The organism is Aquirufa lenticrescens (assembly GCF_019916085.1).
Taxonomy (GTDB): domain Bacteria; phylum Bacteroidota; class Bacteroidia; order Cytophagales; family Spirosomataceae; genus Aquirufa; species Aquirufa lenticrescens.
On the sequence record NZ_CP049834.1, the window covers coordinates 1,426,311 to 1,448,906 of the forward strand.

19 protein-coding genes are annotated in these 22,596 nt (G+C 42.1%); 18 read left to right on the forward strand and 1 reads right to left on the reverse strand.

Annotated elements, in window-relative coordinates:
- The 18 genes from G9X62_RS06480 to G9X62_RS06565 all read left to right on the forward strand — a co-directional run bounded on the left by G9X62_RS06480 (window position 1) and on the right by G9X62_RS06565 (window position 21,205).
- Window positions 1–1,107 carry a DegT/DnrJ/EryC1/StrS family aminotransferase gene (locus G9X62_RS06480; protein ID WP_223129929.1) on the forward strand — a complete coding sequence of 369 codons (1,107 nt, stop codon included), beginning with the start codon at window positions 1–3 and terminating at the stop codon, window positions 1,105–1,107.
- Window positions 1,107–2,135: a thiamine pyrophosphate-dependent dehydrogenase E1 component subunit alpha gene (locus G9X62_RS06485; protein WP_223129930.1), complete on the forward strand. Its 1,029-nt coding sequence runs from the start codon at window positions 1,107–1,109 to the stop codon at window positions 2,133–2,135. The genes G9X62_RS06480 and G9X62_RS06485 overlap by 1 nt, the downstream gene beginning before the upstream one ends.
- A 3-nt stretch (window positions 2,136–2,138) precedes the next feature.
- The gene (locus tag G9X62_RS06490) at window positions 2,139–3,122 is read left to right on the forward strand and encodes an alpha-ketoacid dehydrogenase subunit beta (RefSeq protein WP_223129931.1); all 984 of its coding nucleotides are present in this window, start codon (window positions 2,139–2,141) and stop codon (window positions 3,120–3,122) included.
- Between the two features lie 2 nt (window positions 3,123–3,124).
- Window positions 3,125–3,865: a sugar transferase gene (locus tag G9X62_RS06495; RefSeq protein ID WP_223129932.1), complete on the forward strand. Its 741-nt coding sequence runs from the start codon at window positions 3,125–3,127 to the stop codon at window positions 3,863–3,865.
- A 102-nt stretch (window positions 3,866–3,967) separates the two neighbouring features.
- Window positions 3,968–4,129, forward strand: coding sequence for a sugar transferase (locus G9X62_RS11270; protein ID WP_223129933.1), 162 nt, complete (start codon window positions 3,968–3,970; stop codon window positions 4,127–4,129).
- 306 nt (window positions 4,130–4,435) lie between these two features.
- A complete protein-coding gene (locus G9X62_RS06505; protein WP_223129934.1) occupies window positions 4,436–6,826 on the forward strand; it encodes an SLBB domain-containing protein in 2,391 nt (796 codons plus the stop codon).
- Window positions 6,827–6,831: 5 nt separating this feature from the next.
- On the forward strand, window positions 6,832–7,932 hold the full coding sequence (locus G9X62_RS06510) for a Wzz/FepE/Etk N-terminal domain-containing protein (RefSeq protein ID WP_223129935.1): 1,101 nt from the start codon (window positions 6,832–6,834) through the stop codon (window positions 7,930–7,932).
- 174 nt (window positions 7,933–8,106) lie between these two features.
- On the forward strand, window positions 8,107–10,542 hold the full coding sequence (locus G9X62_RS06515; protein ID WP_223129936.1) for an SLBB domain-containing protein: 2,436 nt from the start codon (window positions 8,107–8,109) through the stop codon (window positions 10,540–10,542).
- Window positions 10,542–11,573, forward strand: a complete 1,032-nt coding sequence (locus G9X62_RS06520) for a Wzz/FepE/Etk N-terminal domain-containing protein (protein WP_223129937.1) — start codon at window positions 10,542–10,544, stop codon at window positions 11,571–11,573. Before G9X62_RS06515 ends, G9X62_RS06520 begins: the two co-directional genes overlap by 1 nt.
- The gene (locus tag G9X62_RS06525) at window positions 11,573–12,292 is read left to right on the forward strand and encodes a hypothetical protein (protein WP_223129938.1); all 720 of its coding nucleotides are present in this window, start codon (window positions 11,573–11,575) and stop codon (window positions 12,290–12,292) included. The genes G9X62_RS06520 and G9X62_RS06525 overlap by 1 nt, the downstream gene beginning before the upstream one ends.
- Window positions 12,285–12,977, forward strand: a complete 693-nt coding sequence (locus G9X62_RS06530; protein ID WP_223129939.1) for a glycosyltransferase family 25 protein — start codon at window positions 12,285–12,287, stop codon at window positions 12,975–12,977. Before G9X62_RS06525 ends, G9X62_RS06530 begins: the two co-directional genes overlap by 8 nt.
- A gap of 2 nt (window positions 12,978–12,979) precedes the next feature.
- Complete coding sequence (locus tag G9X62_RS06535; RefSeq protein WP_223129940.1) at window positions 12,980–13,801, forward strand: hypothetical protein; 822 nt, start codon at window positions 12,980–12,982, stop codon at window positions 13,799–13,801.
- The gene (locus G9X62_RS06540; protein WP_223129941.1) at window positions 13,801–15,249 is read left to right on the forward strand and encodes a flippase; all 1,449 of its coding nucleotides are present in this window, start codon (window positions 13,801–13,803) and stop codon (window positions 15,247–15,249) included. The genes G9X62_RS06535 and G9X62_RS06540 overlap by 1 nt, the downstream gene beginning before the upstream one ends.
- Window position 15,250: 1 nt before the next feature.
- The gene (locus tag G9X62_RS06545) at window positions 15,251–16,000 is read left to right on the forward strand and encodes a glycosyltransferase (protein ID WP_223129942.1); all 750 of its coding nucleotides are present in this window, start codon (window positions 15,251–15,253) and stop codon (window positions 15,998–16,000) included.
- A gap of 8 nt (window positions 16,001–16,008) precedes the next feature.
- The gene (locus tag G9X62_RS06550; RefSeq protein ID WP_223129943.1) at window positions 16,009–17,577 is read left to right on the forward strand and encodes a capsule assembly Wzi family protein; all 1,569 of its coding nucleotides are present in this window, start codon (window positions 16,009–16,011) and stop codon (window positions 17,575–17,577) included.
- The gene (locus tag G9X62_RS06555; protein ID WP_223129944.1) at window positions 17,571–19,208 is read left to right on the forward strand and encodes a capsule assembly Wzi family protein; all 1,638 of its coding nucleotides are present in this window, start codon (window positions 17,571–17,573) and stop codon (window positions 19,206–19,208) included. Before G9X62_RS06550 ends, G9X62_RS06555 begins: the two co-directional genes overlap by 7 nt.
- On the forward strand, window positions 19,195–20,457 hold the full coding sequence (locus tag G9X62_RS06560; protein ID WP_223129945.1) for an O-antigen ligase family protein: 1,263 nt from the start codon (window positions 19,195–19,197) through the stop codon (window positions 20,455–20,457). The genes G9X62_RS06555 and G9X62_RS06560 overlap by 14 nt, the downstream gene beginning before the upstream one ends.
- Window positions 20,438–21,205, forward strand: coding sequence for a WecB/TagA/CpsF family glycosyltransferase (locus G9X62_RS06565; RefSeq protein ID WP_223129946.1), 768 nt, complete (start codon window positions 20,438–20,440; stop codon window positions 21,203–21,205). The genes G9X62_RS06560 and G9X62_RS06565 overlap by 20 nt, the downstream gene beginning before the upstream one ends.
- Here G9X62_RS06565 and G9X62_RS06570 read toward each other — a convergent pair.
- Entirely contained in the window at window positions 21,180–22,568 is a 1,389-nt protein-coding gene (locus tag G9X62_RS06570; protein WP_223129947.1) for an undecaprenyl-phosphate glucose phosphotransferase, read from the reverse strand. The genes G9X62_RS06565 and G9X62_RS06570 overlap by 26 nt on opposite strands.
- Between the last annotated feature and the right edge of the window lie 28 nt (window positions 22,569–22,596).

Genomic DNA, 22,596 nt, shown 5'->3' on the forward strand with positions numbered 1-22,596 from the left:
ATGAAAAATGTTCCGTTTTTTAATTACCCTCATTTATTTAAATCCCATGAAGAAGATTTTATAAGAATTTTTAAGGATGTAGGCTACAGGGGTGCTTATATACTTCAAAAAGATTTACAAGATTTTGAAGAAAATCTAGCAAAGTTTGCAGGAACAAAGTATGCGGTTGGTTTAGCAAATGGTACAGATGCAATATGGATTGCATTGATGGCTGCAGGCATTGGAAAAGGAGACGAGGTGATTTTTGCTTCTCATACGTACATTGCAACAGCAGCTTCAATTCATTTTGTAGGGGCAATTCCAGTTCCTGCTGATTGTAAAGAAGATCATATGATTGATCCTGATTCAGTAAGAAAATTAATCACTTCGAAGACTAAAGCAATTTTACCTACACAAGTCAATGGTAGATGTTGTGACATGGACGAATTAATGAAAATCGCACGTGAATATAACCTGATTGTGCTAGAAGATGCAGCACAAGGATTAGGGGCCAAATTTAAAGGCAATGGTGTTGGAACGTTTGATAAAGGTGGAACAATTAGTTTTTACCCTGCTAAGAATTTAGGTAGCTTTGGAGATGCAGGAGGTTTTGTGACTAACGATAAAGATATGTATGAAAAAGTCATGTTATATAGGGACCACGGAAGAAATGATGATGGTGTTTTTGTAATGTGGGGATTTAATTCAAGGTTAGATAATTTGCAAGCGGCAATACTTGATTTTAAGCTTACATTTTATTCAAAGGAGATTGAAAGAAGAAGGGAAATAGCACAAATGTATCAAGATAGATTAGGGCATTTACCACAACTCCAACTTCCGCCGGCTCCAAATTCAAGTTCGGATTATTATGATGTTTATCAAAACTATGAAATAGAAGCCCTAAAAAGGGATGAACTTAAGCAACATCTTAAAGATAATGGTATTGGTACTTTAATTCAATGGAGCGGACAGCCAGTACATTCAATAACGAGTTTAGGGTTCACTGGTGTTGGACTTCCATACACTGAAGAAATGTTTACTAAATGTTTGATGATCCCAATGAATACAGCATTGACAAATGATGACATAGAATATGTTTGTGAACAAATTGTAAAATTTTATAATTAATGAAACAAGAAGTAAATGAATTAATTGATCCATTAAAGTTTAGGGACAGGATTGACATTAAGGGTATCGAAAAGTCCATGCTTGTTGATATGCTCAGAAAAATGGTGCTAATTAGAAAAGCAGAAGAAAAACTTTCAGAGCATGTTGAATCTGGTAAAATAAAATGTCCCTGTCATTTAGGCATAGGTCAAGAAGCTATAGGGGTGGCAGTTTCATTAGTAATGAGAAAGTCTGACCGTGCTTTTGGAGCTCATAGATCTCATTCTCATTTTTTAGCGTTAAATGAAAATACATATTCTTTGTTTGCAGAAGTACTTGGCAAATATGATGGTTGTTCTCATGGTATGGGTGGATCTATGCACATTGTCGATAATGATAATGGATTTAAAGGGTCAGTTCCAATTGTTGGAGCAACAATTCCAATTGCAACGGGGGCTGCATTAGCTGCCAAAATGGATAAGGCTGGGGATATATCAATTAGCTATTTTGGAGATGGTGCTTGTGAAGAGGGTGTGTTGCACGAGTCTTTAAACATGGCATCAATAATGAATCTTCCAGTTCTATATGTTTGTGAAAACAATCTTTTTGCAAGCCATTTACACATTGATTTAAGACAGCCGTCTAACTCCACTTCTAGATTTGCGAGAGCTCATCATATTAATTACAGCACCGTGGATGGAAATGATGTTGTAGGTATGTATAAGTTGTTAAAATCTGAAATTGAATCAATGAGGAGTTCAAATACTCCATATTATCTTGAGGCTTATACATACAGATGGAAAGGCCATGTAGGGCATAGAGATGATATAGATGTAGGTGTTAAACGCGGCGCTCAATTAGACGCTTGGAAAAAAAGGGATCCTATAAAAAGATTAGCAGATTCTCTTATTCACGAAGGTATTTTAACTGAAAGTGAATGTCAGAATCTGAATAATGAAATTCAAAATAAAATTAATTCCGATTGGGAAAAGGCTGAACTTGCATCATTCCCCCAAAATGAATTTTTAATAACACAAGTTTATTCTTAGACGATGAAAACAACAACATATGCAGCGGGCATATTAGAGGCGTACGAGTACTTATTAACAAATCATCAAGACTTTTTTATAATTGGTCAAGGTTTGTGGAGTCCTTGGTATGTAGGTGCTACAATGACTGATCTAGATAAGAAATTTGGTAAAGATAGAGTTATTGATTGTCCTGTTTCAGAATTGGCAACAACCGGAGCAACTGTGGGAGCATCAATTTGTGGCTACAGACCAATGATTGTACATCCAAGAGTTGACTTTATGTTACTTGCGGTAGATCAAATTGTTACACAAGCGGCAAAATGGCGTCACATGTTTGGAGGGAATTCTACTGCACCTGCAACATTCAGAGCCATTATCAATAGAGGCGGAGAACAAGGTGCTCAACATTCACAATCTTTACATAGTTGGTTCGCTCATATACCAGGGCTAAAAGTAGTAATGCCATATACTGCTAAAGACGCAAGAAATCTAATGATATCAAGTGTGTTATCAAATGATCCAGTTGTATTCTTAGATGATCGTTGGCTATATGAAAAAGAAGAAGAATACACAGAAATTGAAATTATTGATCTGAACGATGTATTACCTCAAAAACTTAGAGAAGGAGATAATATAACTGTTGTTGGGGTCAGCTATACCTCACTGCTATGTGAAAAAGCTTGTGAATATCTCGAAAACACACAAGGGATAAAATCTGATTTTTTTGATTTAAGAGTTTTGAATCCTCTCAAGTTGGAAGAAATTATTAAATCAGTAAATAAAACGGGCAGACTTTTGGTTGTTGATGGAGATTGGAGTTCTTGTGGAATAGCCTCTGAAATAATTGCTTCAATTATGGAGAAAGTAAATTTGGATTCCTTGAAAAGCTCGCCAAAGAGAATCACTTTACCCGATGCTCCTGCTCCAACAAGTAAGGCATTAGAGCAATTATATTATATCAAAGAAGAACAAATTGTTGAAACAATTATTGAATTAGTTAAATAAAAATGAAAAGAATATTTGATTTTACATGCGCATTCTTAGGACTAGTATTGGCGTCGCCAATATTAATACCTGTTATGTTTTTAGTTTGGATTCAAGATTGGCATTCTCCATTTTATATTGCTCCTAGGGTAGGTAAGAAAGAAAGACTTTTTAAGATGTTCAAGCTTAGATCCATGATAGTTAATGCAGATAAATCAGGTGTAGATTCTACTTCTTCTAATGACAAACGTATTACAGGAGTAGGAAGATTTATAAGAAAATATAAACTTGATGAATTGACGCAACTTTGGAATGTTTTGTTAGGTGATATGAGTTTAGTGGGTCCAAGGCCTAATGTCAAAAGAGAAACAGATCTTTACACTCTAGAAGAAAAAAAATTATTATCTGTCAAGCCTGGAATAACTGATTTCTCTTCTATCGTTTTCTCAGATGAAGGTGATATATTAAAGGATCAAATTGATCCTGATATCGCATACAATCAATTAATACGCCCTGGTAAAAGTATGTTAGGGATATTTTATATCGAAAATAGAAGTTTTCTTTTAGATGTAAAATTGATTTTTTTAACGATCGTCGCAATTGTGTCTAAAGAAAAAGCATTAGTAAATCTTGTTGAAATATTAAGAAATTGTAAGGCTAATTCATTGATTTTACAAATTGCTTCTAGAAAGGAAAATTTAGTACCAATGCCTCCTCCCGGCGCAAATAATATTGTTACGAATAGGGAAGGTCGTGTCGAATAAAGGAAATTACATTTTCATAAATCAGTTATAAAATGCCTTGACACATTTATTAGAAAATCCCGCATCCTACTTTATTGCGAGTAAGTAGGGGCATTTCGGAAATTGAGTTTGGACGAATTACCAAACCTCATCAATATCATCAAAGTAGAAATGGCATTCGTGGGGCCCAGACCGGCCTTGTATAACCAAGACGATTTAATGGCCTTACGAGTCGCAGCAGGGGTAGACAAACTGAAGCTAGGGATCACGCTAGGCACAGATTAACGGGCGGACGAGATCTCTATTGGGGCTAAGGTGGCGTTGAAGAAAGAGTATTTGGAACGCATCAGATGGGTTTGATTTAATGATTATGTTTAAGACTTTTACTTCAGTGCTTTTTAGTAAGGGAATGGCTCATTGATCTGGAATTAGTTTTTCAAGAGAAGCTCGCTGATTGGCGGGCTTTTTTGTTTTAAATGCACTTACAGATTACCATTAAATAAAAATCGGTTGATCTTAGGGGCTAAATCATCTCTTCTCCTAAATTTTAGTTAAATTTGCTTAACTATACACGTATCATAATAATTTAGTATGAAATTATTCAGTCGAATTCTTTTGACCCTTTCTTTCCTAGTCCTGGTTCACGCTGCCTATTCACAGGTAAAACGTAAAGTCGAAGACCTGAGTGACGAAGAGATCTCTACTTTCTTCGAGCGTGCCCAATCTAGCGGTATGACCGAAGCACAACTAGAAAAAGCAGCCAAAGCGCAAGGATATACCTCAGCAGATATAGCAAAAATGCGTAGCCGTTTGACGCAGATAGGAGATACGAAAACAAAGGAGAAAACGTCCACATCGAAATCAAAAACTTCTTCAAAAAGAACGGTTTCGGGTAAATTGAGCACGAAAAAAGGGACTAAAAATGCCGATGCAGAAGACATAGAAGATGTTTCGATGGAGGAAGAGGAAATGATTGATTCTACCCTGTTGCCTAAGAAAAAGATCTACGGTGCTAACCTTTTCAATAACAAAAAATTAAACTTCGAACCCGATTTACGTATCGCGACTCCTTTGAACTATACGCTGGGACCAGATGATGAGTTGAATATCGACATCTTTGGCGAAGTAATGGATAACTACACCGTTACGGTGAGTCCAGAAGGGACAGTTAAGATTCTAAACTTGAGTCCTATTTATGTAAATGGATTAAACGTCGAGGCTGCATCTGCTCGTATCGTGAGTCGCTTGAGACAATTATACCAAGGATTGAATCGCCCTGGTAGCGGATCGTCGGCTATTATCACCTTAGGAAATGTACGCAGTATCAAAGTGACTCTAGTAGGGGAAGTGGAGAACCCGGGTTCATATACCATCTCTTCTTTGGCAACCGTATTCAACGCTTTATACCTAGCAGGAGGACCTAATGAAAATGGTTCATACAGAAGCATTCGTGTAATTAGAAACAACAAAGTTGTTCGCACGCTAGACTTATACGATTTCTTATTAAAAGCAGATCAAAAAGACAACATCCAATTAAAGGACCAAGATATCATCCGCGTAGGGGATTTTGACTCTCACGTCGAATTAGCCGGCGAAGTAAGACGCCCTATGGTTTTCGAGGCCGTAAAAGGAGAGACATTAAAAGACATCCTTCGCTATGCGGGAGGATTCACAGATAAAGCCTATACGTACTCTCTAAACGTACGCAGAAATACTTCGCGTGAGTTGAAATTATTAAACATTACACAAGATGAAGTGGTGACTTTCCAGCCTCAAAATGGAGATTCGATTTCGGTAGGAAAAATCATCGAACGCTACGAAAACCGCGTAACAGTGAGTGGCGCCGTATTTAGACCAGGTGTTTTCGCCATCGAAAACGGCTTAACAACGGTAAAAGAGTTAATTAAACGCGCTGAAGGTCCTCGCGAAAACGCCTTCTTAAATCGCGCAACCATTTCTCGTAGAAAAGAAAACTACGATCCGGAAATGATCTCCTTTGACTTAGGAAAAGTATTAAGAGGCGAGTTAGCTGATATCGCGCTGCACCGGGAGGATTCATTAAAGGTCTACTCACTCGATTCTTTACGTGAATACCAGAGGGTCAGCATTTTTGGTGAAGTGAATAAACCAGGTATTTTCGAATTCCGTACCGGAATGAAGGTGGCAGATATCATTCTGATGGCGAAAGGCTTTAAAGAAGCAGCTAGTTACTCTAAAATTGAATTATCTCGTCGTGTGATTACGCACGGAAATGACGATGCAACGAAGGAGAAAATCCAAGTGAAGACGTTCGATATCGATGGTAGCTTAAATATCAGCAACGAAGGAAGTCAATATGAACTGAAACCATTTGACATAATCTCCATACGTCGATCTCCTAATTATGAAGTGCAAAGAGGGGTTACCATCGAAGGTATGGTCAATTTCCCAGGTCGTTATGCGATTCCTAAGGATGATCAAAAAATAGCAGATTTGATTTTTGAGGCGGGAGGTCTAAAACCGGAAGGTTATTTAGATGGGGCCATTCTGTACCGCGATTCTACCGTAGTGGGGGTAAAACTTTCTGAAATTTTGAAGAACCCAGCTTCTAAAAACAACCTATTACTCATGGAAAATGACCGTTTAGTCATTCCTCGTGTGTTAGAAACAGTTAAACTATCCGGAGGTGTTCAAAATCCGATTGCGATTGCTTTCGTAGAAGGATATAGTCTGCAAGACTATTTAGATGGAGCGGGTGGATATACAGAATATGCGGATAAGAGAAACGTATATGTGAAAGCACCAAATGGTATTTCAACGAAAAGAAGACGATTCTTATTCTTTAGAATTAATCCGAAGGTTCTTCCAGGGTCGCAGATTGTAGTGCCTGAATTCCCCTCGACTAAAAAGGGGTTAACTACTGCTGAGGCCGTTGGCTTATCATCTGCCTTAGTTTCTGTTGCGCTTACTTTGACGACACTCATCAACAATTTGACTAAATAAGCGCCATGTCTACGATAGAAAATAATCAATTAGAAGATAACGGGGAAATTTCAATCAATTTTGGTGAGATTTTCCGTACGTTGAAGTCGTATCGGATTTTAATAGCTACTTGTGCTGTACTTTTTGCGGCATTAGGGGCAATTTATTCCCTAACGCAACCGAACGAGTATAGCTCTAACGCGAAACTATTACCGGAATTGGATTCTAAATCCGGTGGTGCGGGTGGAATGGGCGGTTTAAAATCTTTAGCAGGTTTAGCCGGTGTAGATTTAGGCGGAAGTTCAACGGGAGCCGAAGCTATCCGTCCGGATTTATACCCTAACATCGTTCAGAGTGCTCCTTTGTTGCAAGAAGTATTGAAAGCAAAAATCTACAGTACGAAGCACAAGAAATGGCAAACGGTTTTGGACTTTTTATCTGAGAAGCAGGATTCTGCTCCTTTAGATTTATTTGGCGATCCTGATGAAAATGAAATTGTTTATGATGTAAAACTAGACAAAGTCCCATCTAGCGCCCTTTCTGCGGATTTAATCAAATTAAATAAAAAGGAACAACTAGCTATTATGAGATTAAGAGCTTCAATTGTACTCGAAATTGATAAAAAATCTGGGGTCATTTCACTTACGACTAAATTAACGGATCCGGTTGCAGCAGCGAATATCACATCGCTAATACAACACTACTTAACGAAATATGTAACGGATTACCGCACACAGAAGGCGAGACAAGAATTGACCTTCTTAGAAAAGCGCTTGTCAGAATCCCGTGCGCGCTATGATCAAGCTCTTTTTACATTAAGTGCATACCGCGACCAAAACATGAACTTGTTTATGAATGTGGCGAAAGACCGCGAGAAGAAATTGCAATATGAGGTCGATATGGCCTATAATTTGTATACGACCATCAGCGGGCAATACGAAGAGTCTAAAGTAAAATTACACCGCGAGACACCTGTTTTCAAGGTCTTAGAACCGGCGCAGGTTGCGATTCAGAAGGATGGTCCAAAGCGTAGCTTGATTACGATCGGGTTTATGTTTGTGGGTATTTTCTTTTCGTTGATTTATGTGTTTTTTAAGACGATGAATTTGAAAGAATTACTAGGGTAATTCAGAGTAGAGATAAAATTCTATTCTTTTAGATTATTAATTAAAGAAGCTCGCTGGAAGGCGGGCTTTTTGTTTTTATCCTCCACTCAATAAATTAGTAAACATCTTATAAAATAAAATAGTAATTTTGTAGACTGGTTTTCTGTCTTCGGACTAGACCTAAATAAATTTGAGATGAAAGCATTCCGCATACTTATATTATTGATCTTGGCGATTCCCGTTTTTGCCCAGGAGATTCCGGTAGACATTAACAACATCAGCGATCAGCAATTAGCGCAGATTATGGTGCGCTACCAATTGCAGGGAAGAGCGCCGGAGGAGATTGAGCAGATTATGAAGGCCAAAGGTCTTCCAGCAGATCAAATCATCATTTTAAATCGCCGTATCGCGGAGATGGATCCCTTAACGGCGACCTCCATTAATGCCTATAAGACGAAGACAAAGGATGAAGTAACGGTCCCTCGCAAGAAGATTGAAATGTCAGGACCTTCTGCAGCACCTTCAGGCCTGCGGGTGTTTGGATCCGAAATTTTTGAAAACCAAAACCTAAGCTTTGAGCCTAATTTAACCATTTCGACACCGCGTAATTATTCGATTGGTGTGGGAGATGAGCTGATTGTGGATATTTATGGCTTAAGTGAAAGCACGAAAAAGCTTAAGGTTAGCACGGAGGGATACATTCGTTTCCCTAATCTAGGGCCTATTAAAGTAAGCGGCTTATCCATCGAAGAGGCGCAAGTTCGCATCCGTGAGTCCGCTTCTAAAATCTATACGACCATCGCTGGAGGTAGTACCAAGGTGATGGTTTCTTTAGGCCAATTACGTTCTATTCGAGTGACATTGGTGGGCGAAGTGAAAAAGCCAGGAAACTATTCTGTTTCTTCCCTTTCTACCTTGATGAATGCGCTTTATGCGTCAGGCGGGCCATCTGATCTAGGTTCTTTCCGCAAGATCGAATTAGTACGTAATGGCAAAACGATAACGACTTTAGACTTATATGACTTCTTGTTAAAGGGCGATTTATCTAAAAATAGAATCTTACAAGACGACGATGTGATCCGCGTAGGAACTTACGAGTCACGCGTGGCGGTGAGTGGAGCGGTGAAGAAGAAAGCATTATTCGACGTAAAGAAAGGCGAAAATGCAGCAGATATCTTACGTTATGCAGGAGGTTTCGCAGATGATGCATTCAAGGAGCGTATTCGCGTGAAGCGAATGGGAGCGACTGGTTTCGAGGTTTTCTCCGTGAAGTCTGATGGTCTTTTAGCGTTTCAATTACATTCTGGAGACACCTTGGTGGTGGATGCTTTGGCAAACACCTTCACGAATCGTGCCTTTATCGATGGAGCGGTGTATTATCCAGGGGAATATGGCTTGAACGAGTTCTCTAATTTGAAAGACTTATTAACGGCGGTTCGTGTGAAAGAAAATGCGTTTACAGATCGTGCGCTTTTGAGTCGTTTGAATCCAGATTTAACGCCAGCGGTATTGCCGTTCAATGTGAAAGACGTGCTTTCTGGAAAGACAGATATTCGCTTACAGCGCGAAGATAAAATACACATTTATCCGATTACAAGTTTACGTGAGGCTTATTCTGTAACGATTAATGGCGAGGTGAATCGTCCAGCAACGTTCACTTTTGCTGATAACATGCGCGTGCAAGATTTGATTCTGTTAGCGGATGGTTTTAAAGAAGGGGCATCGCGTTCTCGTATTGAGGTTTCGCGCCGCTTGCTATCTAATTCTGTATCTGATACGACAGCTTATTCAATCATTCATTCGATTGATTTAGGATCAGCTAAGGCGGAGGATTTGAACTTCGTGTTACAGCCTTTTGATATCGTATCCGTGCGTAAATCACCTTCTTATCGTTCGCAAATCACGGTTTCGGTAGAAGGAGAAGTATTGTATCCAGGTAATTATACCTTATCAGGAAATAAAGAGCGCCTTTCGGATATCATCGCTCGCTCAGGTGGTTTGAAGCAAACGGGATATGCTACGGGTGCCATTTTATTGCGGAAGACTCGAGTGAACCAAACGTCTGCGGATGAGGCGTTGTTCTCTTCAAAAATCAATACGATTTCAAATCAATCGAAGCGTAGTTCGGGCAATTCATTTGCGGCTACTGATACGGCGAAAATCGCATCGAATGTGAATGGTTTGTTGGTGGATCAAAAACCGGTAGGCATTCGTCTAGCCGAGGCAATGGAGAAGCCAGGGTCATTGTATGATATTATTTTAGAGGAAGGAGACGTAATCAAAGTGCCTAAGCTAACGCAGACGGTACAGACTTTTGGGGCAGTGAATGTTCCACGCCAAATCGCCTACCACAGTGGTTTAGGATTCCGTCGTTTAATCTCAGAGTCTGGTTGGTTCGCTCCTAATGCAGCCCGCCGTTACGCCTACATGGTGCGTCCTAATGGTGAGATTAAAACAACGAAACGTTTCCTATTATTCCGCTTTTATCCAAGCTTAGAGCCAGGCGCGGAGGTATATGTACCAGCGAAGAAGGATAAGCGTCCTATTTCTACGCCAGAATATATCGCGATGGGAACGGGTCTAGCTTCACTAGGAGGCTTAATTATCGCATTAATTAACACGGTGAAATAATGGCAGACAAGAAAACTATCGTGCTGGGAGATGTGATCGAATCAATCAAACGATTCTTTAGCTATTTGCGTTCACAATTTATGTTGATCGCTTTGTGCGCTGTTGTAGGTCTTGTTTTACCACTGATCTACCGTGCCATGCAAAAACCGGCTTACGCGGCGTCTACAACGTTTATCCTAGAAGAGAAATCTGCCGGTGGCGGAGGCCTTGCGGGGATTGCTTCGCAAGTGGGTTTGGATTTAGGGAGCCTAGGAAGTGGTTCAAGCTTGTTTACGGGCGATAATATTTTAGAGATCATCAAGTCCCGCGTCATTATTGAGAAGGTATTGTTGACGCCTATATCGGGTTCCGCAGGTAAGACCTTAGCGGATTTGTATTTGGAGTTTTCGGGTTTAGGTGAGCGTTTGCCGGCTCCGGTTTCGTTTACTATTCTATCTGATTCTGCTGCGGCACCTGCTCATTCCGTTTATCAGGATTCGGTACTGTATGTGATGTACGAACAAATCGCGAAGAAAAACGTGTCTGTAGATCGCTTGAACAAGAAGGGTTCCATCTTCAAAATCGTAACGGTTTCTCAAAATCAAGTCTTCTCGAAGAATTTCGCTGAGCGTTTATTGAAAGAGACTACTACCTATTACGTGAATGTGAAGACAAGCACTGCAGCGGCGAATGTGAAGCGTTTGCAGGCGCGAGGAGATTCTTTATTGCGCGTTTTAAATGCTAAGTCATACAATGCGGCTTCTTTCCAGATTCTAGATCCTAATGTGGCCTTTAAATCGATGTCAGTTCCAGCGGAAGTGAGTTCTCGTGATAAATCTATCGTTTTCAGTATCTATGCCGAAGTAACGAAAAACTTAGAGATGAGTCGCATCGCCTTGGTTTCTCAGACGCCAGTGATTCAATTATTGGATGTGCCTAAATTCCCTTTAATGGATGATCGCAAGTCTTATGTATTCTTAGGATTCGCTGGATTGTTTGCTGGATTATTGGTCGGATTCTTCCTTTGCCTCTACCTTTATACGGATAAATAATGCGTCGGGTGTTTCTATTGCGCGCTTACGGAGATTTTGCGATAGCGGTGCAAGCCCTTGCTGCGACCGATGTGATCATAGCTTCTCTGCATTTGAAACCCTTGTATGACGCGCTGATATCTCGTGGCTGCATTTCGCCTCTTTCGATTGGCTTCGTGGATTTTGGGATCACAGGATCGCAATTAAATCTGTTTACGAATAAGACTTTTTTCAGTAGTGACACATTTCGTCAATTATCGAAAATCAAGCAATATGTGCGCGCGAATCCAGGTTCAAGCGATTTTGTCGAACAAAGCGCTCGACTGGGTCTTTTGAATTTCTTTACGGGGCACTCGTTTAAGGCGATTTTCGAAACAGGGCAACCGGTGTATGCGGCCTATGGTTTGCCTGCGCAGGGATTGGTCAGGAATGGCGACAAGGTGTTGATCTTGCCAGATGCGCGGTTGCCTAAACGTGTCATTCCTTCCTCGATTTTGGCGCGAATCGATGGTCAAGTAGCGCAGTTCGGGTCTGATTATACTACGTTCGAGCAATTAATCGACTTGATTCAAGCGTCTGATTATGTGGTGACTTCAGATTCATTGCCCTTGCATTTGGCCTATCTATGCCGCAAGCCCCATTTCATTCTATACCCTGATGGGGGCAAGCAGGATTTCTTTACGCCGGACGCCTTAGCTTCTGGATCTTTCAGCACGTTCAGCCAATTCACTCATGTTTAAACGCGCATTTGTTCTTTTTGCGGAACACGAGACGGAACGAAAGGCCCATGTGGAGGCTATGCGATCTGCGCTTCCTGCGTTAGAAGTTGTGGAACCAGTATTTCCGTCACGAGTGCACGTTCCTTTTGTAGAAGCGCTGATAGAGAAATCTTACGAGCGGACTGGTAAGGGATTATTGCCCACCGAAATTGGGGTGATTTTGAGCCATCGGAAGGTGTGGTCGCTGATTGCGCGCGAAAGTTCAGAGGAGCATTTCTTGGTACTAGAATCCGACAGCCGAATCTTGAAGCCGGAACTTTTGCAATCAGAAACGGCAGAGAAATATGATTTATTTTTCTGGGGAGCTTGGAATGGTTATGCTAGTTTGAAGAAGTCAACGGCTCAACACGGTGTAGGGGAGCCCTTGATTAAGTCCGTTTATGGGGCTTACGGCTATTCATTGAACGCGAAAGCCGCGAAGTATTTGTTACAAAAAACAGCACGGATTGCCTATCCGGTAGACATGTACAAGCGTTTTGTGGATCCTACGGAGATTTCTTTGGGTGCCATTGTCCCGGAAGTGATTTCGACCTGGCGTACCTCTGATTCGTTGATTCGAAGCGAGAGTCGCAGACATCTGTTGACCGCTGAATTAATTCGGATGATTTTCTATTGCCGAAACACGATACAATCGTACTTTTGTTAAATATGCGTACACCTAAATCCATCGTTGCGATTACTTGGGACGGCAAGTCTAGCCCCATGGACCACATCCATTTCGATGTGGAGCCCGCTTTCGATTGGTTATTGTACGATTACAGTGGTGCGATTACGGAGGCTCCCATGCCCGTAGCGCATTATCTATCTATCAAATCAGAATGCAAGGGTGATGTGATGCAGCATATTTACGCATCTTTGGTTTCAACTCCGTTGAACTACATCGGATTTCTAGATGATGATCAAATCATCTCTGTTTCCGATCTGAACAAGCTCTTTTTCATTGCATCTTTAGAGAAATTAGATGTGTTTCAGCCTAGCTTGAACCACGATTCCTATTATAATTTACGCCAATTCATCCATAAGCCTGGTTATTTAGTTCAAGATACGTGGTGGGTGGAAATAATGTCGCCATTTTACAGCGAGGCAGTTTTTCAAGCCGCTGGACCTCATTTCAAGCATTCGATTTCTGGTACGGGACTCGATGTGTATTTGATCCCTACGATCCAACGCCTAATAGGAAAGACGAAAACGGCGGTAGTACATGGGGTGCAATTGAAACATGCACGTCCGATTCGTACGGATAACCGAGTGTTCTCGAACGGGAAGACGAACCTAGAAGAGATTCGCTATGTGCAGGGCGTTTGCCGCCAAATGGCCGCCGAAAATCCACAGCATTTCGACTCAGATTTTCATTTTCACGTGTTAGACCGTCGTTATGTGCACGGAGTGCCTTTGGCCTATAAAATCCAACGTATTCCCCGGATGATTCGAAACCTATATAAACTAATCGTGGACGCGAGTTACCGCTAATGGAGACCCGGAAAAATGTCTTTTATAATGTGATATTAGCGATTACGCAGGTTTTATTCCCGCTAATCACGTTTCCGTATTTGGCGCGAACGCTAGGTCCAGAGCACGTAGGCGTCTTAAATTTCGCGGAGAGTTTTGCCAAGTATTTTGTTTTATTAGCCGCCTTGGGAATTCCGATTTACGGGGTGCGCGAAGTGGCTAAGGCAGCCACAGATCGTACTTTATTAACAAAGACTTTTAGCGAAATTTTTATCATCAATGCGCTAGGAACGCTGTTACTAAGTCTGGTTTTCCTCTTTTTTATTATCGCTGTTCCACAATTAGCAGCAGAGAAATCCCTTTTCTCCTGGGCGCTGGGCTATTTTATCCTACAAGTATTCCAATTAGAATGGTTCTTCAGCGGAATGAACCAATTCAAATTCATTGCCATTCGTTCCCTCATGATTCGGCTTTGCTTCATCGCTGCCGTTTTCTTGTTCATCCGAAATACTTATGATTACGTGAATTATTTCCGGATGCAGGTGGGATTAGCGGTGATATTAGCAGCATTTAATGGAAAAAGGCTGTGGGATTTACTGGACTTCTCGAGTCTTTCTTTCGCGCGTTTAGAGTTAAAGAAACACATCAAACCGATGGCTTTGTTGTTTTTAACCATCTTCACAATTTCCGTTTATTTCTCGCTCGATACGATATTATTAGGTTTTCTAGCAGACAATGAAAGTGTGGGGTATTATTCCTCTGCCTTGAAACTCAACCGCCTTTTTATCGGCGTTTTAAGCGCCATTTCGGTGGCGATGTTCCCAGGACTCGTGAGTTTATACCACAAAGGGGAGAAAGAGGCTTTTGTGGTGATGGTAAAGCAGTGTTTTTATGTGCTCGTAAGCCTTTCGATGCCTTTGGTCTTAGGAATCGTTACCTGTGCGCCTGAGATCATCCATATCTTGCTAGGAACAGCCTTTGATCGGGCGATCTTACCGCTGCAAATCACCGCGCCGCTGATCTTGATCATCAGTATGTCGGGGATTTTTGGCTTCCAAATCCTCAGCGCGGTAGGCAAGGACAAATCCATTCTCATCTCTGCGTTAATCGGGATGTTTATCAGTATAATTTTGGCGTTCCTTTTAGTCCCTACGCTGAAAGAAGAAGGGGCGGCCATTACGATTCTGTTGACGGAATTAGCCGTTTGCATCGCCTTCGTTTTCTTTACGCGAAAAGAGATTTCGCTGTCGAATTACACGACGGTCTTCTTACAACAGTTACTGGGTCTGATTCCGTACTTGGGAATCGTGTTCTTGTTCAAACTTTTTGTTCCTACGCTATTATTGCGTTTGCTGGTGATAGGGGTGTTCTCGCTGGCTTGGTTTGTGGTATATCAATTAGTGATTCTGCCAGAAAACGTATTCAGCGCGCAAATCAAACGCTGGATTGATCATCTCCAAAAAGATTAATATGCTATCCATCGTTATCTGTTCAAAGAATAAGGAATTATGCGATCAATTGGTAGCTAATATCAACCAGACCATTGGTATACCGTTCGAACTTGATATTATAACAGGCGCGGAATCGATTTCGCAAGCCTATGAATCTGGCTTAAAAAAAAGTAGTGGGGAATTTTGCTTATTTCTGCACGAGGATGTGCTTTTTCACACTCAAGATTGGGGTAAAACGTTGTTAGATCATTTTAACAGTGATCCATTTCTTGGTTTAATTAGTGTGGCTGGGTCCAAAACCCACACGATTGTTCCATCTGCTTGGTGGGATTGTTTAGAAAACGATAAGTTGATCCGAATTTTACAACATAAGCCCGGCGGCCAAACCGAAGATCAAAATCAAGGATTTGAAGCGGGCAAATTAGTGGAAGTAGCAGTGATCGATGGCGTATTTATGGCTTTGAGAAAAAAGACAGAATCCCATTTTGATCAGACTTTAACAGGATTTCATGGATACGATTTGGACTTATCCCTAGCTGTTCAAGAAAAAGGCTACAAAGTTGCTGTCATTCAGGACGTGTTACTGGAGCATTTCTCCTTAGGTAATTTGCACCTAGGCTGGTTAACAGCCTTACTGCACGTACATAGAAAATACAAACATGTATTACCACTTGCTAGGGGAGGTGCTGAATCTAGCTTGCTTCAAGAGATTCGGAATATCAGTCAATTGTTCAAGCATTATGTAAACTTAGTAAGGAAGAATTCCTAACTTTGTTTATGAAGTTTTTGCTATCGCTTTGTTGCGTTTTGTGTTTGTTTTGGACTCCATTATGGGCCCAAAACTCCATCCCCGTAGGATTCTCCGATATTGATGAGCAAATGCGCAACCTGCAACTATTGGGTAAATTAGACGCGAATCAGTCGATGCTGGCTAGGCCCTTTTATTCTACGGGAAAGCAAAGCATGCAAGATTTGTATCGATTGATCGATCCTGCTGCTAAAGACTCTATGAAGAGCTATAAAAAAGGCCTTTTCCAGGCTATTTTATTGCCGGCTTCCCTTTCTCAAAAATTGAACACCTCTCGACCATACGGCTGGAACGATCAGGCGATGTCCGTTTCGAATGGTTACCAAATGCAAGCAAGTGCCGGAATTTATGCTCGATTTAGCATTTTACACGTACAGTTCAAACCAGAATTCGCGCATACAGGTTCCGCAGATTACGAAACTAGCGATGCCTGGGGACAGGTAAATCCATCCATTGATCGCTATAGTTTAGGTCAATCCTCGGTACGCTTAGAAGCAGGAGGAATTTCACTGGGAGTATCGAATCAGAACCTTTGGTGGGGGCCAGGACACTACTCTTCATTGCTGATGACGAATAATGCGCCAGGTTTCTTGCACTACAGTTTGAATACAACGCGTCCTCTGAAAACACCCATCGGATCCTTTGAATTTCAATTGATTTTAGGTCGAATGACGCGTGATTCCTTGCAGGGCTATGAGAATGCGGCATTAAAACAAAGAAATCTTTCGGATCGACCTAAAAATCGCCAATACAATGGAATCGTTTTGACCTACCAACCTCGGTTTATGAAGAACGTATTCTTCTCTGTCTCTCGAGCATTCCAAAACTACGATGTCGCTAAACCAGAGGCAAAGTTTATGAATACCTACTTGCCGGTATTAAATAACCTGTTTAAGAATGATTATAATGACGATACGCTGAGTAAAGACCAGATCTTAAGTCTTTCCACCCGCTGGTTAATGCCGAAAAATCACGCGGAAGTATACGCTGAATTTGGCTATAACGATGCCAAACAAAACCTCCGTGACTTGTGGTTAGATATGGCTCATTCGTCCGCTTGGGTGGTTGGATTCAAGAAACTACATCCACTTAACAACCGGACCTTTATTGAGGTTTTTGGAGAAGCGACTAAAATGGCGCAAAGCCCTTCCTATTTGATGCGGTCTGCTTATAATTGGTATGAACATTGGCAAGTATTAGATGGATATACGAATGACAACCAAATCATAGGCAATGGAGTAGGTCATGGTAACAATGTGCAGACGATAGGGGTAAGCTGGAATCAAGGCTGGAAGAAAATAGGGCTTACATTTCAGCATGTGGCCCAAAATCCGATGTTAGAGACCGGTCAATCTGCAGTAAGAACCCGTTTAGTCAAATGGGATGATTATGCCTACGGTTTACAAGGAGGATATCGCTACAAAAAGCTCTTATTTACGGCGGATGTGAAATGGGTTAATTCCAGCAATTATTTATGGGAAAAGGATCATTCGAAATCGAATGTTTACGCCTTCATTAATACGATTTTCTTATGGTAAAGTACGTTCTAGGCCTCTTATTGCTCTCTTGCTCGGTCTTCGCTCAGACGACTTTACTAGATGATATTAGTCTGCAGGATCTGCAACGCAACGCACAATTATTAAATGGGAAGGATTCGTCGAAATATGAGAATCAGTCCTTTATGATTCGTTCGACTTCTAATTTGCAAGAACTAGAATCAAATGCTAGTGAAAAGTTTAAAGTGCATGGCGTGTCTTTCCGTCATACCCTTCAAAATAACAATTTAATGCCTCTAGGCTTTAATCAGGGGACTTTGTATCCATCCATTGGTTTTCAGCGTCGCTGGAGTCTAGGAGTTCATTTCTCTTGGAAATTCTTGGATGTCAATTTACAGCCGGAGTGGGTCTTGGCGGAGAATTCTCCTTCGGTTCCGTTCGCGGGAAACCCACAAGATGGGAATTATTGGACAAGAATCTTTTTTCTAATCAACAACAACATCGACCAATACCGCTATTTTGGTTACGAGCCCTTGAAAACCTTTTTCCCTGGGCAATCGCGTATCGCTTTGAAGTTTGGTAATGTGTCTACTGGTGTTTCAACAGAAAATAATTGGTGGGGTCCAGGCTTCAGAAATAGCCTTATAATGACAAATGAGGCTTCAGGCTTTTTGCATTATTTCGTCCAAAATAGGAAGCCAGTCATCACTCCCATCGGATCCTTTGAAGGGAAAGGTTTAATCGGGATGTTGGAAAATCCGACTATGCTTTCGCCAGAGGACAAGAATTTTAGACCTATATGGCCGGGAGGTATTGAAAATAAAAATAATTCTGTGCGAATGCTGAAGGCATTTATCGTGAATTGGCAGCCCAAATGGGTGCCTAATTTTTATCTAGGCTACTCCTTTGCGCAGCAGAATTACTTCACGAATGAGGATCCACAACCTGGGAAGCCTTTTGTGGAGAACCCGAAAATGCAATTAGGTGCCTTCTTGTTCCGCTTCGCTTTACCTAAAGACCATGCCGAGTTCTATGCGGAATTAGGTCAGCCTGACAAGGTGGTGGGGCCTGCGAGTTTCTTTGGAGATTCCACAAAGACCGGTTTTGTGCTAGGGGGACGGAAGTTATTTCCTTTGGGGAAAAAGAAGAAATCTTACTTACAATTAGCCATCGAGTTTACGCAATTACAATTAATGGATCCCGGGTTAGTCATTGATAATGATAACCGTTTTGGAGGTCCGCTGCACAATAGCTGGTATACGAGTACGGAGGTTCGTCAAGGTTATACGCAAAATGGTAAATTGCTAGGAGCTTCTATCGGTCCTGGATCAAATAGCCAAACGGTTTACCTGAGTTACCACAGTGGGAGAAGTTTAATCCGCTTCAATTTCGAGCGTTTTGCTAGAAACAATGACTTCTATGTCTATGAATATTACGGGAGTGGACATGCAAACCGTTATTGGGTTAATCTAACGGCTGGAGTGGAAGCGCAAATCGGTCTGACGAAAAACCTACTTTTAGGAGCCTCATATCTAAATACCTCGGTGAACAATTACATGTGGGTACGGATTGAAGATAACATCGCGGATTGGTCAGATTCGTCTACGAAGTCAGATTATACGAACCAGCAGTGGCAGGTTTCGCTTAAATACGAGATCAATGGACGTCGTTAAAAAGCTCTATTTGCAGGCGTATTTCTTCGTGATGGCACTCTATGTGTTCTTTAACAAGGGGATTGCCTATAGTTTTTTAGCGGAGGCTTTGTGGGCGGGGGGATTTATCGTGTTGTTTTTAACGCGCAAGGACTATGCGTTTGGCTGGGATAAGCGGACGAAGATATTAGCCTTTTTGCTGGCGATCACGGTGGGCTATATTGGCTGGGGATTGCGCTCGTATGCGCTATTTGATGTGATTCGCGACTCTTTCGTGATCCAATATGCCTGGTTTGCCTTCTTCGTGTTTCTGTTCAAAGATTTGCGTGCGCAACTGTGGGGCTACATCATTTGGATCTATACCTGGTTCCCGTTTTTCGCCTTGTTGAATTTCTATTTCCAAAACTTCTCCGAGTTCTTCGAGAACTTCATCTTGTTCGGCTCTGTTCCTTTTGCGCTCTATAAATACGGCGACATGGGGGTGCATTTGTTGATTTCTTCTTTGGTCCTGATGCTCTATCTGAATCACAGATCCATCCGTTTTCAGGTGACTTTAGCGGTGGCGATCTTGCTAAATCTGTTGATTATTACGGCCTATTCTAGGTCTGGAATGTTGGCTTATTTGATTAGTTTGGGACTTTTTGTGTTCTATACGAAGCGCCAGGAGATGCGGGATTTGATCAAGCAATATGTGCGCTATTTGCCTATCGTTTTGTTGATTGTGTTGCCACTTTATGCGTCCATTAAGGTGAAGGAAAACTTCCAAGGGCGTAAGGTGGGGATGGAGCAGTTAGTGGAGAATGTGGGGTCGATTTTTGGGGTGAGTAAAGATGCGACGCTGGATGAAAATAAGTTTTGGCGTTTGGTCTGGTGGGCGAACATTATCGATTATAGTGTGACGCCGGAATATGTGTTGCAGGGGAAAGGATTGGGGATGAGTTTAGCGGAAAGTGATGAGGTGGTGACTGAAATCGACGATCTGCGTTCGCCGCATAATTTCAATTTGACGATTCTGGCACGCTTCGGCTGGCCATTGTTTTTACTCTGGTGTTATTGGCTGTTCTGTTTATTTAAACCGATGTTCAAAAGGCAACTGAATGACCAGCAATTGATGATTTCCTGCGTGCTGTTCACGTTTTGGTTGAACGGTAGCTTCGACGTGTTTTTAGAGGGTCCCATGGGAGCATTTCCCTTCTGGACCTGGGTGGGCTTGTATTTATTAGGGGATTTCTTTCCGGAACCAGAGACAAATGAAGCACCACAAGGTTAATATTCTAGGTACTCCTATTTCTTCGCTGACAATGGATGAATTGTTCAGTGATTGGGAGGCTGTGATTAAAGAAGGGAAAAAGGCGCAGGTGAGTATCACGCCGGTTAATTCGATATTGGCGGCGCGCGCGACAGCGCGCGTTCAAGAGATTTACAAACACGCGGAGTACGTTCTTTGCGACGGTGTTCCCGTGAAATGGGCTTCAGATTTCCTTGGGGATCCCATTAAAGAACGCATTACGGGCTTGGATGTGTTGCCGCGGATATTTCCGTTTGCTTCACGGCACGATTTCTCCATCTTTTTGCTCGGCGCCTCTCCCGGCGTGGCCGAAACACTAAAAGCGGTGATGGAGGCGAAGCACCCAGGAGTGAAGATCGTGGGGACATTCGTGCCGCCGTTCAGAGCAGTGTTTTCGAAGGAAGAGAATCAAGAAATGATAGATGCGATAAACGCGGTCAAACCGGATATCTTGTTGGTGAGTTTAACAGCGCCTAAGCAAGATATTTGGATTGCAGAAAATCTGGCGAAATTAGATACGCATATAGCCATCGGAATCGGAGGAGCCTTTGAAGTGGCCGCGGGAATGATTCAACGAGCACCGCTGTGGATGCAAAAGAGTGGTTTGGAATGGTTCTATCGCTTCTTGCAGGAGCCTAAGCGCATGTTTAGACGCTATTTCGTGGAGGCGCCGGTGTTCATTCCGCTGATACTAAAACAACGTTTTAGTAAGCGTTCTGGTCGCCTCTGAAGAAGTTAATGACGGTCTGGAGGATGATTTGGCAATCTAACCAAAACGACCAACGGTGAATATAACTCAAATCAAAGTCCACGCGTTCCTGCATATCCTCCGTCGTCCGCGTTTCCCCTCTACACCCATTTACCTGAGCCCAGCCGCTAATTCCTGGCAAAACAATATGGCGTAACATGTAATTATCCACCGTATTCATCGACTCGATATTCAAGGGAGTCGGGTGTGGACGCGGTCCTACCACAGACATATCGCCCATTAATACGTTCCAAAACTGCGGAATCTCATCCAAATTCGTCTTGCGCAAGAAGGCCCCAATACGCGTAATCCGCGGATCATCCTTATGCGCCTGTTGGTAATGTCCTTCCTCATCCACATCCTCACTTTCCTGCACCATCGTGCGGAACTTGTAACACATCAGGATTTCATTATTTAAGCCCCAGCGCTCTTGTTTGAAGATGACAGGCCCTTTGGACGTCAACTTAATCAATAGAGCGATCAGCGGGAAAAGTAGTAGGCCAAAAGTCAAGAAGAACACCAGCGAGAACGTCACATCAAAAATGCGCTTCAAAATCCGGTTCTCTAAACGATCCAGCGGAAGACGTCCCACGTTCATTACGGGCACTTGTCCGATCGTCTGAATGCTGACCGAGGAGGCAGCATATTGTTTGAAGTCAGGCAAAATACGGACTTTGGTCCGGTAATAATCACAAATGCTAATGCAGCGCTGAATGGTCGAATAATCCTCCGTAGGCAAGGCAATCACCACTTCGTCCACGTAGCGCGACTTCAAAATCAAGTCCAGCTGACTGATTTTGCCTAAATAATCACAGCCCGGAATATTGTTCAGTTCATCATCAATCAAACCCTCCACCTTATAACCGTAGTAATAATACTTCTGGACCGTATCGTAAAAATTCTTCGCCGCGGCAGTCGCCCCCACTAAAAGAACCACATCATTCATGCGCCCTTGGTAAAAGGCAGCGTGGCGATTCTTCCGTAAAATATACTTAGTAATGGCGGCTAGGATGAAATTAGCCCCAATAAAGTAGGCAAAGAAGACGAAATCATACGCCCCGGTCGGCTTCAAAAAGAAGAGACTCGAACTCAATAAAATCGTAAATAAAATTAGGTGGTAAACGATGAAAATGATCTCCTCCGCGAACTTATTCGAGCGTCTATCCGCATATAATTTCGAAAAAGAGGAGACAAAATACCACAAAACGAGCGAAAGCACCGCAAAAGCGGGATTCCACTGATCCAGATGGCCGGTATTCCAAAGCCCAAGCGCATACGCCGCGATCACCACAAGGGCATCGTTAACATAGCGAATCAGCACAAACCGGTTGGACTTTTTGTTCATCGAAATCTTTATTGCTCAAATTTACAAC

Coding starts and splice junctions, on each gene's coding strand:
- G9X62_RS06480 (WP_223129929.1), top strand. CDS start 1: ATGAAAAATGTTCCGTTTTTTAATTACCCTCATTTATTTAAATCCCAT.
- G9X62_RS06485 (WP_223129930.1), top strand. CDS start 1,107: ATGAAACAAGAAGTAAATGAATTAATTGATCCATTAAAGTTTAGGGAC.
- G9X62_RS06490 (WP_223129931.1), top strand. CDS start 2,139: ATGAAAACAACAACATATGCAGCGGGCATATTAGAGGCGTACGAGTAC.
- G9X62_RS06495 (WP_223129932.1), top strand. CDS start 3,125: ATGAAAAGAATATTTGATTTTACATGCGCATTCTTAGGACTAGTATTG.
- G9X62_RS06505 (WP_223129934.1), top strand. CDS start 4,436: ATGAAATTATTCAGTCGAATTCTTTTGACCCTTTCTTTCCTAGTCCTG.
- G9X62_RS06510 (WP_223129935.1), top strand. CDS start 6,832: ATGTCTACGATAGAAAATAATCAATTAGAAGATAACGGGGAAATTTCA.
- G9X62_RS06515 (WP_223129936.1), top strand. CDS start 8,107: ATGAAAGCATTCCGCATACTTATATTATTGATCTTGGCGATTCCCGTT.
- G9X62_RS06520 (WP_223129937.1), top strand. CDS start 10,542: ATGGCAGACAAGAAAACTATCGTGCTGGGAGATGTGATCGAATCAATC.
- G9X62_RS06525 (WP_223129938.1), top strand. CDS start 11,573: ATGCGTCGGGTGTTTCTATTGCGCGCTTACGGAGATTTTGCGATAGCG.
- G9X62_RS06530 (WP_223129939.1), top strand. CDS start 12,285: ATGTTTAAACGCGCATTTGTTCTTTTTGCGGAACACGAGACGGAACGA.
- G9X62_RS06535 (WP_223129940.1), top strand. CDS start 12,980: ATGCGTACACCTAAATCCATCGTTGCGATTACTTGGGACGGCAAGTCT.
- G9X62_RS06540 (WP_223129941.1), top strand. CDS start 13,801: ATGGAGACCCGGAAAAATGTCTTTTATAATGTGATATTAGCGATTACG.
- G9X62_RS06545 (WP_223129942.1), top strand. CDS start 15,251: ATGCTATCCATCGTTATCTGTTCAAAGAATAAGGAATTATGCGATCAA.
- G9X62_RS06550 (WP_223129943.1), top strand. CDS start 16,009: ATGAAGTTTTTGCTATCGCTTTGTTGCGTTTTGTGTTTGTTTTGGACT.
- G9X62_RS06555 (WP_223129944.1), top strand. CDS start 17,571: ATGGTAAAGTACGTTCTAGGCCTCTTATTGCTCTCTTGCTCGGTCTTC.
- G9X62_RS06560 (WP_223129945.1), top strand. CDS start 19,195: ATGGACGTCGTTAAAAAGCTCTATTTGCAGGCGTATTTCTTCGTGATG.
- G9X62_RS06565 (WP_223129946.1), top strand. CDS start 20,438: ATGAAGCACCACAAGGTTAATATTCTAGGTACTCCTATTTCTTCGCTG.
- G9X62_RS06570 (WP_223129947.1), bottom strand. CDS start 22,568: ATGAACAAAAAGTCCAACCGGTTTGTGCTGATTCGCTATGTTAACGAT.